13 protein-coding genes and 1 riboswitch are annotated in these 14,770 nt (G+C 67.5%); of the genes, 5 read left to right on the top strand and 8 right to left on the bottom strand.

The window, feature by feature from the left end:
• Positions 1 to 1,383, top strand: a complete 1,383-nt coding sequence (locus NIBR502772_RS00530; protein ID WP_141138641.1) for an MFS transporter — start codon at positions 1 to 3, stop codon at positions 1,381 to 1,383.
• A 67-nt stretch (positions 1,384 to 1,450) separates the two neighbouring features.
• Here NIBR502772_RS00530 and NIBR502772_RS00525 read toward each other — a convergent pair whose 3' ends face one another.
• Complete coding sequence (locus tag NIBR502772_RS00525) at positions 1,451 to 2,176, bottom strand: cyclopropane-fatty-acyl-phospholipid synthase family protein (RefSeq protein WP_141138640.1); 726 nt, start codon at positions 2,174 to 2,176, stop codon at positions 1,451 to 1,453.
• Between the two features lie 326 nt (positions 2,177 to 2,502).
• Here NIBR502772_RS00525 and NIBR502772_RS00520 point away from each other — a divergent pair, with 326 nt between their 5' ends.
• Positions 2,503 to 4,434: a DEAD/DEAH box helicase gene (locus NIBR502772_RS00520; protein ID WP_141138639.1), complete on the top strand. Its 1,932-nt coding sequence runs from the start codon at positions 2,503 to 2,505 to the stop codon at positions 4,432 to 4,434.
• An 85-nt stretch (positions 4,435 to 4,519) separates the two neighbouring features.
• Here the strand turns inward: NIBR502772_RS00520 and NIBR502772_RS00515 are convergent, their stop codons facing one another.
• From NIBR502772_RS00515 to NIBR502772_RS00505, 3 genes are all read right to left on the bottom strand, one after another.
• Positions 4,520 to 5,170 carry an MBL fold metallo-hydrolase gene (locus NIBR502772_RS00515; RefSeq protein ID WP_141138638.1) on the bottom strand — a complete coding sequence of 217 codons (651 nt, stop codon included), beginning with the start codon at positions 5,168 to 5,170 and terminating at the stop codon, positions 4,520 to 4,522.
• Positions 5,171 to 5,180: 10 nt separating this feature from the next.
• Positions 5,181 to 6,176 carry an aldo/keto reductase gene (locus tag NIBR502772_RS00510; RefSeq protein ID WP_141138637.1) on the bottom strand — a complete coding sequence of 332 codons (996 nt, stop codon included), beginning with the start codon at positions 6,174 to 6,176 and terminating at the stop codon, positions 5,181 to 5,183.
• A 73-nt stretch (positions 6,177 to 6,249) separates the two neighbouring features.
• Entirely contained in the window at positions 6,250 to 6,876 is a 627-nt protein-coding gene (locus NIBR502772_RS00505) for a nucleoside/nucleotide kinase family protein (RefSeq protein ID WP_141138636.1), read from the bottom strand.
• Between the two features lie 164 nt (positions 6,877 to 7,040).
• On the opposite strand from NIBR502772_RS00505, the gene NIBR502772_RS00500 reads away from it, so the two are divergent.
• Together NIBR502772_RS00500 and NIBR502772_RS00495 are read left to right on the top strand one after the other, a co-directional pair.
• Entirely contained in the window at positions 7,041 to 7,976 is a 936-nt protein-coding gene (locus NIBR502772_RS00500) for an ABC transporter ATP-binding protein (protein WP_168223464.1), read from the top strand.
• Complete coding sequence (locus NIBR502772_RS00495) at positions 7,973 to 8,740, top strand: hypothetical protein (protein ID WP_141138634.1); 768 nt, start codon at positions 7,973 to 7,975, stop codon at positions 8,738 to 8,740. The genes NIBR502772_RS00500 and NIBR502772_RS00495 overlap by 4 nt, the downstream gene beginning before the upstream one ends.
• Here NIBR502772_RS00495 and NIBR502772_RS00490 read toward each other — a convergent pair.
• On the bottom strand, positions 8,718 to 9,002 hold the full coding sequence (locus tag NIBR502772_RS00490) for a multidrug efflux SMR transporter (RefSeq protein WP_141138633.1): 285 nt from the start codon (positions 9,000 to 9,002) through the stop codon (positions 8,718 to 8,720). The genes NIBR502772_RS00495 and NIBR502772_RS00490 overlap by 23 nt on opposite strands.
• 9 nt (positions 9,003 to 9,011) lie before the next feature.
• Positions 9,012 to 9,077: riboswitch (guanidine-III (ykkC-III) riboswitch) on the bottom strand.
• Between the two features lie 400 nt (positions 9,078 to 9,477).
• Between NIBR502772_RS00490 and NIBR502772_RS00485 the strand changes: the two genes are divergently transcribed.
• Positions 9,478 to 10,899: an amino acid permease gene (locus tag NIBR502772_RS00485; RefSeq protein ID WP_141138632.1), complete on the top strand. Its 1,422-nt coding sequence runs from the start codon at positions 9,478 to 9,480 to the stop codon at positions 10,897 to 10,899.
• Between the two features lie 114 nt (positions 10,900 to 11,013).
• Here NIBR502772_RS00485 and NIBR502772_RS00480 read toward each other — a convergent pair whose 3' ends face one another.
• Genes NIBR502772_RS00480 through NIBR502772_RS00470 form a run of 3 tightly spaced genes read right to left on the bottom strand, consistent with a single transcriptional unit; the run spans position 11,014 to position 14,759 of the window.
• On the bottom strand, positions 11,014 to 12,813 hold the full coding sequence (locus tag NIBR502772_RS00480; protein ID WP_141138631.1) for a cobalt chelatase: 1,800 nt from the start codon (positions 12,811 to 12,813) through the stop codon (positions 11,014 to 11,016).
• 9 nt (positions 12,814 to 12,822) lie between these two features.
• The gene (locus NIBR502772_RS00475; RefSeq protein ID WP_246848641.1) at positions 12,823 to 13,845 is read right to left on the bottom strand and encodes an AAA family ATPase; all 1,023 of its coding nucleotides are present in this window, start codon (positions 13,843 to 13,845) and stop codon (positions 12,823 to 12,825) included.
• Complete coding sequence (locus NIBR502772_RS00470) at positions 13,833 to 14,759, bottom strand: IclR family transcriptional regulator (protein ID WP_141138630.1); 927 nt, start codon at positions 14,757 to 14,759, stop codon at positions 13,833 to 13,835. The genes NIBR502772_RS00475 and NIBR502772_RS00470 overlap by 13 nt, the downstream gene beginning before the upstream one ends.
• Positions 14,760 to 14,770: the final 11 nt, after the last annotated feature.

Below are 14,770 nucleotides of genomic sequence, written 5' to 3'. Positions count from 1 at the left end.
GTGCAGGAACCCGCCCTGCCGGCCACGCATTCCGCCGCCACCGCCGGGATCCTGCAGCGACCGTACCTGTGGGTGACCGTCGGCGCATGTGCCCTGGTGTTCCTCGCGGCCTTCGAATCGCTCGCCGTGACCACCATCATGCCTGTCGTCAGCCGCGAACTCGACGGCGCAAGCCTGTACGCGCTGGCCTTCGCCGGGCCGCTGGCCACCGGCGTGATCGGGATGGTGGCGGCCGGCAACTGGTCGGACCGCCGCGGCCCAACAGTCCCGCTGTACGCCTCCGTGGCGTTGTTCGTGCTGGGCCTGATCATCGCGGGCACGGCCGTGTCCATGCCCATGCTGGTTGCCGGCCGCCTGGTGCAGGGGCTTGGCGGCGGCGCGCTGACGGTTGCGCTCTACGTGGTGGTGGCCCGCGTCTACCCGGCCGTCCTGCACCCCGGGATTTTTGCCGCCTTCTCGGCCGCATGGGTGATCCCGTCACTGGTGGGCCCGTTCGCAGCCGGCATCGTGGCGGAGGTCCTGAGCTGGCACTGGGTGTTCCTGGGCGTGGTGGGCCTGGTGGTGCCCGCCGTGGTGATGATTGTTCCGGTGCTCCGCGGCATCGACCGGCCTTCTGAGCAGGCCACGGTCCCGCCCTGGGCGCTGGGCCGCCTGGCCTGGGCGGCGCTCGCCGCGCTCGCTGTGCTGGGGCTGAACCTCTCCGCCGGAGTCACTATCGCGGGCGTTCCCGCAGCCCCGGCACTCGTGGCCGCGGCCGCCGTCGTGATTGCCCTCTTGGCCGTGCGGCCCCTGGTTCCCCGTGGAACGCTGCTCGCGCGCCGCGGCCTGCCCAGCGTGATCCTGACCCGCGGCCTGGCGTCTGCCGCATTCTTCGGTGCCGAGGTCTACCTGCCGTACCTGCTGATCGAGGAGTACCAGTTCCCGCCGACGTTCGCCGGCCTGGCGCTCACCGGAGGCGCGTTGTCGTGGGCAGCCGCTGCCGCCATCCAGGGCCGCCTCGGCACCCGGCTGCAGCACCGGGTGGCGGTGCGCATCGGCTCAGCGCTGGTGCTGGGAGCCATTCTCCTCACGTTGGCGACGTCGGCGCTCCACTGGCCGGCCGCCGTCGCGATTGCCGGCTGGCTCTTCGCCGGCGGCGGCATGGGGTTGCTGTATCCGCGGCTCAGCGTGATGACGCTCGCCCTGTCCACCAAGGAAAACGAAGGCTTCAACAGCTCGGCGATGTCCATCTCGGACTCGCTGGGCGGGGCGCTGGCGCTCGCCGCCACGGGCATCGTGTTCGCGGCATTTACGACGACGGCGGAATCGTTCGCGGGGGTCTTCGCACTGACGGCGGTTGTGGCCCTCGCCGCGGTTGCGGTGGCGCCGCGGGTTTCCCGCTAACCCCCGGAGTTTTTGTCCAGATAATCCGAGTTGCACGCCCGGGAAGGCGCTTTATCTGGACAAGAACTCAAGCCAGCCGGGTGGCGCGGAGCACGGTGTCGCCGATGATGGCTTCCTCGCCGTCCGGACCCGAAGCCGTGCGCTCCCGTGTGGTGTTGACTTCCAGCTGCCAGTCCGGCGAGTCCAGGCCGAGCTCCGCCACGAGCTGCGCCGGGGTGTAGAACATCTCCGGCCTCGTGTGGTTTCCCCACGGCGGCAGGTGGTCCGGATGGTGGCCCACGATCAGCAGCGTGCCGCCCGGCTTGACCGCCGCAGCCGCCATCCGCAGCGGACCTTGCCACGCCAGGTGCGGCGAATGCAGGAACTGCGAAGACACCAGATCGTAGGTGGCCGCGGGCTGCCACTCCTCCAGGTCACACTGTTCCCAGTGGATGCGGCTGGGAATTTCACCGGCTCCCTGCGCGTGCACACTCTCGCGGTCCAGGGCCGCCTTTTCGTGGCCGAGCGCCCGTTCCAGCGCGACGGCGGACACATCGACGGCGGTGACGGTCCAGCCCTGCTGGGCCAGCCAGATGGCGTCGGCCCCTTCGCCGCAGCCCAGGTCCAGAGCCTTGCCCGGCTTCAGCCCGGCGCCTTCGCGGACCAGTTGCGGGTTGGGTTTCCCGCTCCAGAATTTCGGCTTGGTCCGGTACGTTTCGTCCCACGCCTCGGCGGCACTGCGCTGCGGTGCATCCCCCAGCCGCGTGTCGCCGTCGTCCGTTGAGTGGTGGTGGTCGGCACCCTGTTCAGTCATGCCTCAAGCCTGCGCCTGCCGGGCACCCAAAGGCAACGCCCGCACCACCTGCACCACGTGCTTGAAAGAGGCCGAGGCGCGGGGATGGTACGCTTAGGGGACTTGATGTGCAGTGATGCCCGCTCGTCCCTTGATTTGGGAAGCGGGTTTTTTCATGTGAGAGGCACATCCTGCGTCGATGAACGCGTTCCATTTGGTCCCAGCCGCCGCCCTGAATTGGGCAGCAGCACGGTTGATCACCTGACTTTTCTTCGGCGAAACCCTTGAGCCAACCGGCATCGGGGGCCGATATCCGCACGGATACCGCCTGAAAGACCATGAAATATATGACTACTTTTGCTGCCCTCGGCACGCCCAAAGAACTTGCCGACACCCTCACCGCCCAGGGAATTGTTGAGCCGTTCCCCATCCAGGTCAAGACCCTCCCGGACACCCTGGCCGGACGCGACGTCCTGGGCCGCGGCCGCACCGGCTCCGGCAAGACCATCGCTTTCGCCATCCCGCTTGTAGCACGACTCGCTGAGCGGGAAGCCAAGCACTTCCGCAAGCCCGGCCGCCCCATGGGCCTGGTCCTCGCACCGACACGCGAGCTCGCCACCCAGATCAACGCCACCATCGAGCCGATGGCCAAGGCCATGGGCCTGACCACCACCGTGATCTACGGCGGCATCTCCCAGGCCCGCCAGGAAAAGGCACTGCGCGCCGGCGTCGACATCGTCATCGCCTGCCCGGGCCGCCTGGAGGACCTGATCCGCCAGCGCATCCTGACCCTCGAAGGCGTCGAGATCACCGTGCTGGACGAGGCCGACCACATGGCCGACCTCGGCTTCCTCCCGGTGGTCAAGAAGCTCATGGACATGACCCCCAGCCAGGGCCAGCGCCTGCTGTTCTCCGCGACCCTGGACAACGGCGTGGACAAGATCGTCCAGCGCTACCTGTCCAACCCGCTGACCCACGCCGTGGACGAATCACAGGCCGCGGTGACCACCATGGAGCACCACGTCCTGGTGGTCAATGACCAGACCGTCAAGAAGCAGCTGATCGTTGAGCTCGCCTCGGGTGCCGGCCGCCGCGTCCTCTTTATGCGGACCAAGCACCACGCCCGCAAGCTGGCCAAGACCCTGACCGACGCCGGGATCCCCGCCGTCGACCTGCACGGCAACCTCTCGCAGAACGCCCGTGACCGCAACCTGGCCGAGTTTTCCTCCGGTGACGTCCGCGTCCTGGTGGCCACCGACGTCGCAGCCCGCGGCGTCCACGTGGACGACGTCGAACTCGTGATCCACGTGGATCCGCCCACAGAGCACAAGGCGTACCTCCACCGCTCAGGCCGTACGGCCCGCGCAGGTTCGGACGGCACCGTTGTCACGCTGACCCTCCCGGAGCAGCAGTCCGACGTCAAGAAGCTGATGAAGGCTGCCGGCGTCGAGGTCAACTTCGAGCGCGTCACCGCCAACTCCCCGCTGGTTGCTGAGCTCGTGGGCGAAATGGCCGACAAGATCGATCCGCGCACCCGCGCCGCTCTTCTCGCCAAGAAGTCCGCAACGCAGGGTGGCGGCACCTCCACGGGGGCCAACGCCGAGCGCAAGCGCGCCCGCCGCAGCCAGGAAGGCCCCACCGCCGGTGGCCGTGGCGGCCGTGGTGGACGCGGACGCGTCTCCGCTGAGCCGACCCGCACCGATCTTCCGCGGGCCGAGCGCCGCGCTGTTGCCTACGAAGGCCGCACCGAGGCACGGGCAGCATTTGACCGGGTAGCTGAGCAGAACGAGGACCGCGCCATTGCAGCAGCTGCTGCTCGCCGCAATTCCCGCGGCCACGGCGCCACAGGCTCCACGCACCGCAACGACGTCCCCGCAGCAGGTGGCCGTGCAGCGGCCGGCCGCGGTTCAGACGGCCGTTCTGATTCACGCGTTACCCGCAGCGATGCCCCCCGTGGCGGCACGGGCCGCCCGGCTACCACCGGCGGACAGCGCGGCGGACGTCCGGCAACGGGCCAGCGCGCAGCCGGGGCCCGCACTGCGGGCGCCGCTGCAGGTGCAGGTGCTCGGACAGGCGGAGGCCAGCGCTCTGCAGGTGCTGGTGCAGCCAACGGCGGCAACGCCGGGAACAAGGCTGTTTGGTCCTCCAACACCGGCGGCACGTCCGGTGGCTCGTACGCCGGTAACGGTGGCGGCAACGGTGGCGGCAGTGGCCGTCCGGCACGCAGCGGTCCCCGCCGCGCGTCGGCCCCGGCCTCCAACGAACGCCGCAGCCGCTAGCCAGCCTTAACCGCCATCGAGTGCTCCGTAACCGCCGTTTAGAAGGTTCATAACGGCAGTAATGGAGCACTCGATGAGTTAAGCCCTACCAGCCGCGGGCGCGCCACTCCTCAAGATGCGGGCGTTCCGCGCCGAGGGTGGTGGGGCTGCCGTGGCCCGGGTGCACCACGGTGTCGTCCGGGTAGGCCTCGAACAACCGCGCGGTGACATCGTCCAGCAGCGACGTGAACCGCTCAGGATCATTCTGGGTGTTGCCCACGCCGCCCGGGAACAACGAATCCCCGCTGAAAAGGTGGGCAGGACCTTCCGGGTCCTGATACACAAACGCGATTGATCCCGGAGTATGGCCGCGCAGGTGCACGGCGGTGAGCTCGAAGCCGTCCACGGCGCAGGTGTCCCCATGCTCCAGGGCCCGGTCCACGGGTACCGGCAGCGCCTCGGCGTCGTCCTTTCCGGCAACGGTTGGGGCGCCGGTCGCTTCCACCAACGCCGGCAGTGCCCGGACGTGGTCCCAATGCTGGTGCGTCGTTGCAATCTGCGCCAGTCTGGTTGTGGCCGCGGTATCCGCAGCGGCGTCCCGCAGCATCGCCTGGATGGCCGGAAGGTCTTCTGCGGCATCAATCAGCAGCTGCGCGCCACTGGCCTTCGCGGTCAGCAGGTACACGTTGTTGTTCATCTCGCTGACGGAGATGCTGCGGATGGTGATGTCGCGTAGGTCGTGAATGAGCGTGTCCATGGGCTTCAGTCTATTCACGGCCCTGGGACACCCAGTTGGGGTCCGCCGAGCGGGAGCCGACGACGGCGTCCGCGGCCTGGTCCAGCGCCTCCAGTTGCGCCGGGGTCAGGTCCAGGGACAGTCCGCCCAGGTTTTCGTCGATCCGGTGCGTCTTGCGCGTGCCGGGGATGGGGACCACGGCCAGTCCCCGCCGTTTGCCCTGCTCCAGCAGCCACGCGAGTGCAACCTGGGCGGGCGTAGCGGACAGCTCGGCCGCGACCGACCGCACGGCCGCCACGACTCCCTGGTTCGCGTCAAAGGCGTCCGCGGCGAACCGGGGGATCCGGCGTCGGAAGTCGTTGGCTCCCAAACTCGAAGCGTCCACCGTGCCGGTGAGGAATCCCCGGCCCAGTGGCGAATACGGCACAAAGCCCACGCCCAGGCTGGCCGCGGCCGGAACCACGTTGCGTTCCACGTCGCGGCTCCAGATGGACCATTCGCTTTGGACCGCGGCGATGGGGTGCACGGAGTGGGCTTCGGCCAGCTCCTGCGCGGTCACCTCTGACAGGCCAAGGTGCTTGACCTTGCCCTGCTGCACCAGCCCCGCCATGGCCTCCACGGTTTCCACAATCGGAACGCGGAGGTCACGGCGGTGCATGTAGTAGAGGTCGATCACGTCCGTGCCAAGCCGCTTCAGGCTGGCGTCGACGGCCTGCCGGACGTAGGCGGCATCTCCCCGGACATCCGTGTAGCCATCAGCCGGCGAGCCCACCAGGGAAAACTTGGTGGCGAGCTGCACTTCACCCCGCCGGTCCCTGAGCAGCTGCGCGATGAGTTGCTCGTTGCTGCCGCCGCCGTAGATGTCCGCGGTGTCAATGAAGCTGACGCCGGCATCCACCGCATGGTGCAGGGTTTTGAGGGCCTCGTGCGGGTCAACCTCGCCGTAGACCGGGGTGAGGGCCATGCCGCCGAAGCCGAGGGGGCTGACGTTTAGGCCGTCGCCGAGGTGTACCAATGGTGCAGTCATGAGTGCTCTCCATCTGTTTGTGGATTCTCGTCCCAGCCAAGAACCCCGGTCTCGGCCGGACTATTCCGGGTTCCTAGCCCCAGGGGATGATCCGGTCCGCTCGCTGCCGCGTGGCCTCGATCAACAGTGCGTTGGCCTCATCCGGGCCCGCCGCCCATGCCTCCGCTGCGGCCCGCTCCATACCGAACTCCACGTGCCGATCCGCCAGCCGGGCCAGCCGCAGCGCGGGAGGGGAATCCATGAACCAGACCTCATCCAGCTGCGCCCCGACATCCTTCCACCCAGGCGTCTCCGCCAGGAGGTAGTTTCCTTCGGTGATCACCAGCGGCACGGACGCGGGGACTGCGATGGACGCGGCCACCGGTTCGTCCAAAGTCCGCCGGAACTCGGGCGCGTACACCACTGCCTCGTCCCGCCGCACCAGCCGCTGCAGCAGCGACAGGTACCCGCCGACGTCGAACGTGTCCATGGCACCCTTGCGCTGCCGCAGCGGCGTGCCTTCAATGATCGCGTTGCCCAGGTGGAAGCCGTCCATCGGCACCACGACCGCCAGCTCGGCGCCGAACTGCTGCTGGAGCCAGACCGCAAAGGTCGATTTTCCCGAGCCCGGTGCGCCTGTGATGCCCAGCAGCGTCCGCCGGCCGCCGTCGAGCCTGTGCTGCAGGGCGTCGAGTGCCTGCTGTACTTCGGGGGAGTCCATGGCAAAAGCCTAAACCGGCAGCCGGTTCTCCCCGGCCCCGGGCAGGCGGCGGGGAGGAGCGCGCGGCGGTCAAGTCATAGGATTTCCGTTTAATAAATCGGTTTTAGTGGTACCTTCAACGGGGCCATAGGGGATGCGCCTGCGTGTATGAAGGAGATTGTCCATTGGGGTTTGCGTCTGAGGCCGGTTCAGGGATTTCCTTCGCGGGAGTCACCAAGGCATATGCGGGCCGGAACGTCGTGGACTCCGTCAGCTTCGCTTGCCCGCCCGGATCCATTACCGGGTTCCTCGGGCCGAACGGTGCGGGCAAGTCCACGACGCTGCGGATTGCGGCCGGCCTGACCCGTGCTGACGCGGGAGAAGTCCTTTTCAACGGCCGACGGCGCGAAGACCTGGAACGTCCGGGACGAACCATCGGCTTCGTGCTGGACCCCACGGCCCTCCACCCCGGCCGCTCGCTGCAGGAGACCCTGAAGCTGAACGCGATGCTGCTGGATCTGCCGCATTCCGCCGTCGCGGAGGCGCTCAGCCTTGCGGGCCTCGACACGGTACGGAAAAAGCGTGTGGGATCGCTGTCCCTCGGGATGCGGCAGCGATTGGTCCTGGGCCTGGCCCTCCTCGCCGGGCCGCAGTTCTTGGTCATGGACGAGCCCACCAACGGACTCGACGCCGACGGCGCCCTCTGGGTCCGGAACTACCTAAAGCACTTCAGCGCCCAGGGCGGCACCGTGCTGCTTTCGAGCCACCTCCTCCGTGACATGCAGGCCGTGGCCGATCACATCGTCATGATTGACCGCGGACGGGTCGTAGCGTCCGGTACCGCTGCGGAGTTCAGCGTCAGCTCCCGGACCAAAGCCGCCGCCGTCGAACCGGACCGCCTTGCGGACGTCTGTAATAGGCGCGCGTGGACCTTCCATCTCTCGGGGAGGGACTTTCTCATCGATGCGACGCCCGAGGAGATCAGCCGGGCCTGCCTGGAGCACGGCGTGGTGCTGACGCACCTGTCCAACATCACGGAGTCGGCGCTTGAGGAGAAGTTCCTCGCGTTGACTTCCGGCGAATTCAACAGCCGCAACAACACCCTGGAGCAGATCCGATGAGCCAGTCCACCCTCCAGCCGGCACCCCTCCACCAGAACACCCGGCAGGTCGGTTTTACGCGCCTGGTTGCCGTCGAAATCCGCAAGCTGGCGGACACCCGCAGTTCCCTGGCGATCTTCGCAGTACTCGCGTTCATTGCCCTGGCTCTGGTGGTCGGATTCGCCGTGATCAGTACAAACCAGGGCACCCCCGTCACGTTCGCCAGCCTTGCCGGGAGCATCGGTCTTTTCACCACCTTGGCGATGCCACTCATCGGAATCATGGGAATGACCTCCGACACGGCGCACCGCACCACGCTGGTCTACTACCCCCTGTTGCGGGGGCGGGCCGGGCAATTCTGGGCCAAGGTCCTGGCTGCTGCCCTCCTTGCCGCCGCTCTGCAGTTCTTCGTGTTCCTGCTCTCGGCCGTGGTGGCGGCAGCCTTGGGCGGCGGGGCTGGAGCATTCGACGGTGCGGGGCAGGAACTGTGGGACGGGCTGGCATCGTGCCTCCTGAGCACCATGTTCGGGGTGGCCATTGCCGCAGCGATCCGCCGGACCGCCTTGGCAATCACCACCGTCATCCTGGTCAGCCTGGTGGGAAACGGCCTTATCCTCAGCCTCCTCCCGGATGCCAGTGGCTACCTCAGCACGATCACGGCCGTCGGTGCACTGCTGGGCGGACCGGATGCACCCACGGCGCTGGAAGTGGCGTCGTCCCTAACCCTCTGGTACCTGATTCCCCTCGGTATCGGCTGGTGGATTACGGAGAAGAGCGAGGCGTAGCGCTCGCGGATTTGCCAGCAGGCAGGGATTTCAACCCGGCCGCGCAGGCCACCGTCAGGGCAGCGCCGATCCCCACCCAGACGGCGTAGGCCGTCCCGAGCGGGATGCTGCGGATGGCCAGGCCCAGGCCGATCATGCTCCGGGTGGCCGTCACCGTGAAGACAAGAGTGGGCAGGGGGCGGGTGAAACCGTCGGACTGGCCCAGCGCGGTGGCCCAGACGGCTTCCAGCACCCCGGAAAGAATGAGAATTAACCACGACATGACAGATCCTTTGGCCAGTCTTGTCGAGTGCCGGGTACTGAACCGTCGTCCGAAGGGTCGTGTGCCGAGCCTTGTTTCCAGCATGGCAACGCCCGACGGCGGGTGGCCGGGTTGGTGGCCAACCTCACCGCCGGGGTCCGAGCCCAAGAGTCATCTTCGGACCGGACTGCAGCCATGAGAGACTTCGTGGACCCACGCTTTCACCGCTGGCTCCCTCTTTTCCGCTTGATCTGGCCCTGTGCACCCCCTACGTCGGCTCCGTAGGTTTATGGCTACACCAGGAGGAGTGATCTGAATCACTCAGTGATTGCAGTACGGTCCGAACCTCCGGTGGACCTGGCTTCGCGCTTCGTGGCGCGGGCACCGAAGTGCACTTCAACGGGTTTCGTCAGAGCATCTTGGAGGAAACGTGTATCAAGCCGAACCCCGGCAGGCCGACAACGCCGGCCTTAGCAAGGGCCTCAAGAACAGACACATGAATTTGATCGCCATTGGGGGCGTCATCGGTGCCGGGTTGTTCGTCGGCAGTGGCGTTGTTATCAGCAGCACCGGCCCGGCGGCCATCGTCTCGTTTGCGATCGCAGGTGTCATCACCTTGCTCCTCATGCGGATGCTGGCCGAAATGGCCGTAGCGCGTCCGGTGGTGGGCTCTTTTTATGTCTACGCACGCCAGGCGCTGGGGCAGCGGGCCGGATTCGCCACCGGCTGGATGTACTGGTACTTCTTTGTGATTGTGGTGGCAGTCGAGGCGATTGCCGGTGGCCGGATCATCCAGCTGTGGTTTCCCATGGTTCCGTTGTGGATGCTCAGCCTGGGCCTGATGGTGGTACTGAGCGCCACGAACATGGCTTCGGCCCGCTCCTTCGGCGAGTTCGAATACTGGTTCAGCTCCATCAAAGTGGTGGCCATCGTCTTGTTCCTGGGGCTGGGCGTACTGTGGATCACCGGCCTGTGGCCCGAGTCGACGCCGGGCATCGGCAACCTGTTTGACCACGGCGGGTTCACTCCGCTGGGCTGGGGTGCCGTGCTGGCCGCCGTCGTTCCCTGTGTGGCCTTCTATACCGGCGCGGAAATCATCACCATCGCGGCCGCCGAGTCCGAAGACCCCGAGCGTTCGGTCAAGAAGGCCATGCGCTCCATCGTGGCCCGGGTGGTGACCTTCTACGTCGGCTCGATCTTCGTGGTGGTGGCGATCCAGAGGTGGGATGCCGAGAGCGTCGGCGTGAGCCCCTATGCGGCGGTGCTGGACGTCCTGGGTATCCCGGCGGTGTCCACCATCATGAACTTCATTGTCCTCACGGCAGTGCTCTCGTGCCTGAACTCAGCCCTGTACACCACCTCGCGCATGCTGTTTGCGCTCACCCGCAACGGCGATGCCCCCAAGTTCTTCACCAAGCTGTCACGGAGCGGCGTTCCGCGCCGTGCCATCCTGCTGGGCACCACCGTGGGCTACGTTTCGGTGGTCTGTGTCTACGTGTGGGGTGATGTGGTGTTCGCCTTCCTGGTGAACTCCTACGGTGCCGTGGCGCTCTTCGTCTACCTGGCGATCGCACTGTCACAGGTGGTGCTGCGCAAGAGACTGGACCGCGACGACCCCGGGGCGCTGAAGCTTAAGATGTGGCTGTTTCCATGGCTGAGCTACGCAACCATCGCGCTCATGCTCTTGGTCATCGCCGCCATGGCCCTGCTGCCCAGCACCCAGACCCAGTTCGTGATGAGCGGCGTGACGCTCGTGATCATCCTGCTCAGCTACGAGCTACGCCGGCGCTACGGCCGCAAGCCAGGAGAAGAAGCCGGCAACGACGCCGCCGACCTTCCGGGGGATCCGTCCTTGGACCCCTCGGCTGAAGGGCTCGAGGAGGAGCCCGACAAGCAGCCGGTGGCGGCCCGCCCCTGATCTTCAGGCCGGATGTCCGTCCGGTCCGTAAAGCCCGCCGCGGGGAAGTGCCAATGGAGGCACGTCCCCGCGGCGGGCTCTTGCGTTAAGCGGCTTCGCCGCACGGGCGTAGCGTCAGCGGCGTCCGGCAAGCATGGCCAGGACCTGCCCGACGACGGCGGCACTGCTTCCGCGTGAGAGGTCCAGTGTGATGTTCCTGCGGTAGTACGGCGAGAGATCCAGCCCCACGCCGAGTCCGAAGATCTCCGCGTTGCCGGCGGCTTCGTGCGCCGCCACCACATCCCGGAGATGCTGTTCCAGGTAGTGGCCGTCGTTGGCCAGGGCGGTGGCGCCGTCCATCGGGCTCCCGTCGGACACCACCAGCAGGATCCGCCGTTCGGAGCTGTTGCTCGACGTGCCGCAGTTCCCCGTGCCGTTCCCGGCATCGGCGAGCCTCGCGCAGGCCCAGTCCACCGCCTCGCCGTCGACTCCTTCACGGAATAGGTCCTTCTTCATGAGCCCGGCAATGGCCGGGCGGGCCCGCCGCCACGGGGTGTCTGCGTCCTTGAAGACCAGGTGCCGCACCTCGTTGAGCCGCCCCGGATGCGGGGGCCTACCGGTACGGATCCAGTCCTTCCCGGCACGGCCGCCGTTCCAGGCGGCTGTGGTGAAGCCCAGGACTTCGCATCGGGCCCCCGCCAGTTCCAGGGCGCGCGCGTAGACGTCCACCAGCGCGGCCACGGCGGCGCTGTGCTCCTTCATGGAACCGGAGCAGTCCACCAGGAACGTCACCGTGGCGTCGGTCCGGAGTTCGATTCGTTCGGTCCGGAACACCCTGCGGTCCCCGGATGCCGTGACCAGCCGGGCGATCCTGCTGCCGTCGAGCCGGCCCTCAATGGCGTCGCCGTCCCAGCCGTCGTGGACGGCCGTGGACAGCGCCGCGCCCAGGGCACGGCCCAGCCGGGGCACGTTGATGCCCTGCCTGGCAATGTCGTCGTCCAGCTGCTGCCGATAACCGCGCAGCAGTTCGGCGCGGACCAGGTCCGTGGCTTGGAGCTCGCGGTCATAGGCCGTGGTGAACTTTCGGTAGCCGTCGCCTCCGGCTTCCAGCGCATCGCTGCGCCCATACCCCGCGGTGGGGACGGCGTCGTCGTTGCTGTCCTGATCGAAGAGCAGCTGGAACTGCGGCACGCGGCCGCCGGAACGGGAGGGCCGCGCTTCCCGGGCTTCCAGGTGCTCGCTGATGGCGGCGACGGTCTCCGCGATGGCGAGGGCATGGCGGCCGAAGCTCGGCTGGGAGAACCGTTCCAGCCGCAGGGCGGCCAGATGCGTGCCGACGTGCGGGGCAAGCTCGGCCCGGGTGGATTCAATCCGGTCCTCGAAGTCCGGGGACATCGGCTCCGCGGTGATCCTCGCCCGGCAGACCTGGGCCACGGTGAAGAGGATGAGTCCCAGGTCCGTGTCCGCCAGCGTGGACGCCTCGAAATCCCGGGACCATTGCTGGAAGCGGCGGTTCAGGTTGGCCCGGACCCCCGGCATGGCGCCGTCGGCCAGCGACTCGGTACGGAACTGTTCGAGCATCTCAAACACCAGCATTCGTGCCGGCGTTGCGGGGCAGAACTCCGCATGCAGAGCGGCATCGCTGTGCTGCAGCCGCAGCGCCATGCCGTCCGCCGCGCCGCGGAAGGCGTCCAATGTAACGGCGTCCGTTCCCGGGTGGACATGGGGTGCGGGCATGGCCACCGGGGTGCTCTCCCGGTACAGCGCGGGGCCGCGGAAGTGCAGGCCGCCCTGCCCGCTGAGCCCGCGCATGGCTGCGGCGCACAGTTCAAGGGTCTGCTTGCGGCGGCGCAGCGATGTGGCTGCGAGCTGCCGGGAGGCGGTCTCCGCCCGTTCCCTCTCCGCCTGCTCCGTCTGTTCCGCCAGGGAGGCCATGGGCGGCCCTTAGCTGGCCGCGGCGGCAGCGAAGGCGCGGGTTGGCGCCAGCTCGGCGGGCAGGTACCCCGAGGTCCGTGGCGCTTCCAGCTCCCGGTCAAAGCAGCGCTGGAAGAATTCGGCAATGAGCGGCTGCTCGGCTTCATCGCACTTGTTGACGAAGGACAGCTGGAACGCCTTGCCGGGATCGCCGAAGATCCCGATGTTCTCGGCCCAGGTGATGACGGTGCGCGGGGACATCAGGGTGGACAGATCGCCCACCCGGAAACCGTCCCGCGTCAGCTTGGCCACGGCCACCATGGACGCCACCAGTTTCCGGCCGGCTGCGTCGTCCAGCTCAGGGACCCGCGCCAGCACGATCCCGATCTCGTCCTCCGCCGGAGGATGGTTCAGGGCGGCGACGATGTTCCAGCGGTCGATTTGCGCATGGTTGAGCCGCTGCACGCCGTGGTACATGCCGTTGAGGTTTCCCAGTCCCACGGTGTTGGCCGTGGCAAAGAGCCGGAACCCGGGGTGCACGTCAAGGACCCGGTTCTGGTCCAGCAGGGTCAGCTTGCCGTCGCGTTCCAGGAGCCGCTGGATCACGAACATCACGTCCGGGCGGCCGGCGTCGTACTCGTCCAGGATCAAGGCAACCGGCCGTTGGATGGCCCAGGGGACAATCCCTTCCTGGAACTCGGTGACCTGCTTGCCGTCCTTCAACACCACGGTGTCGCGGCCCACCAGGTCAAGGCGGCTGATGTGGCCGTCCAGGTTCACCCGCACACAGGGCCAGTTCAGCCGCGCGGCCACCTGCTCGATGTGCGTGGACTTGCCTGTGCCGTGCAGGCCCTGGAGCAGCATCCGCCGGTTCCTGGTGAAGGCGGCCAGGATGGCCAGGGTGACGTCGTGGTTGAAACGGTAGGCGGGGTCCACCTCGGGGACATGCTCGTCGGCTTCCCGGAAGGCCGCCACTTTGAGGTCCGAATCGAGATTGAACACCTCGCGGACTGAAACCATCTCGTCCGGCATCAGGCGGCTCAGCTCGTCCACAACTCGTCCTCCAGGCCGTCAGTGCGGCCCGCGTCGATCCCGGCCGCCCCGGCAGTGCTGCCGCCGGTCGTGCTGCCGCGGTCGGCGGTTCCTTCCTCGGTGCCGGAACCGGCCTCGGCCTCGATCAGACCGATCGCCGCTGCGGCACGCTGCAGGGCCGGGAGCAGCTTCAGTCCCTTCTCGGGGGTGAGCCGCATGATCGGCGCCTGGACGGCGACGCAAAGGTTGGACACGGTGTTCGCTGTGGGAACCAGCACGGCCACGCACACCATGCCTGGGAGGAATTCCTCGTCGTCGATCGCGTAGCCGTCCCGGCGGACGCGCTGGAGTTCCTCCTCGATCAGCTCGGGGTCCGTCACGGTCTTGTTCGTGTAGCGTTCCAGCGGCGCGGCGGCAATGAGGCGCCTGCGCTGTGCCGGGCTGAGCTGGGAGAGGATCATCTTCCCGCTGGCCGAGCAGTGCACCGGCACCCGGGAGCCGGGTTGGAGCGTGATCCGCAGCGGTTCGGAGGTTTCGATGCGGTCCAGGTAGACCACTTCGCTGCCGGACACCGCCGTCACGTTGCAGCTCTCGCCCAGTTCCGCGACCAGGTTCCGCAGCACCGCGTGGCGTGCGCCGTGGTGCATGTCATTGATCAGCAGATTCTCCGCCATGCGCCGCAGCCGGACCCCGGTGCCGTAGTGCCGGCCATTGTTCTCCCGGATCAGAAGGCCGGAGCTTTCCAGCTGATGCAGCATGCGGTGCAGCGTGGGCTTGGGTGTGCCGGTTTCCTCCACCAGCCCCTGAAGGGTGAAGAGCTGGTCCTTGGTGGCGATGAGTTCCAGCAGGGAGAACAGCCGCATGGTGGGGGTGTCCCCGGCCAGCTCCGTCGGCGCCTGCAGGGCGGGCTCGCCCAGCCTGTGAATCTCAGCCATCTTTTGTCCTC

It is taken from the genome of Pseudarthrobacter sp. NIBRBAC000502772 (genome assembly GCF_006517235.1).
Lineage (GTDB): Bacteria > Actinomycetota > Actinomycetes > Actinomycetales > Micrococcaceae > Arthrobacter.
Note: the sequence above shows the minus strand (reverse complement) of the source record. Positions and strands in the feature narration are given on the sequence as shown.

What these genes read in the sequence shown, in the direction of transcription:
- NIBR502772_RS00525 (WP_141138640.1), bottom strand. Translation starts at nt 2,176, where the DNA reads ATGACTGAACAGGGTGCCGACCACCACCACTCAACGGACGACGGCGAC.
- NIBR502772_RS00520 (WP_141138639.1), top strand. Translation starts at nt 2,503, where the DNA reads ATGACTACTTTTGCTGCCCTCGGCACGCCCAAAGAACTTGCCGACACC.
- NIBR502772_RS00515 (WP_141138638.1), bottom strand. Translation starts at nt 5,170, where the DNA reads ATGGACACGCTCATTCACGACCTACGCGACATCACCATCCGCAGCATC.
- NIBR502772_RS00510 (WP_141138637.1), bottom strand. Translation starts at nt 6,176, where the DNA reads ATGACTGCACCATTGGTACACCTCGGCGACGGCCTAAACGTCAGCCCC.
- NIBR502772_RS00505 (WP_141138636.1), bottom strand. Translation starts at nt 6,876, where the DNA reads ATGGACTCCCCCGAAGTACAGCAGGCACTCGACGCCCTGCAGCACAGG.
- NIBR502772_RS00495 (WP_141138634.1), top strand. Translation starts at nt 7,973, where the DNA reads ATGAGCCAGTCCACCCTCCAGCCGGCACCCCTCCACCAGAACACCCGG.
- NIBR502772_RS00490 (WP_141138633.1), bottom strand. Translation starts at nt 9,002, where the DNA reads ATGTCGTGGTTAATTCTCATTCTTTCCGGGGTGCTGGAAGCCGTCTGG.
- NIBR502772_RS00485 (WP_141138632.1), top strand. Translation starts at nt 9,478, where the DNA reads ATGAATTTGATCGCCATTGGGGGCGTCATCGGTGCCGGGTTGTTCGTC.
- NIBR502772_RS00480 (WP_141138631.1), bottom strand. Translation starts at nt 12,813, where the DNA reads ATGGCCTCCCTGGCGGAACAGACGGAGCAGGCGGAGAGGGAACGGGCG.
- NIBR502772_RS00470 (WP_141138630.1), bottom strand. Translation starts at nt 14,759, where the DNA reads ATGGCTGAGATTCACAGGCTGGGCGAGCCCGCCCTGCAGGCGCCGACG.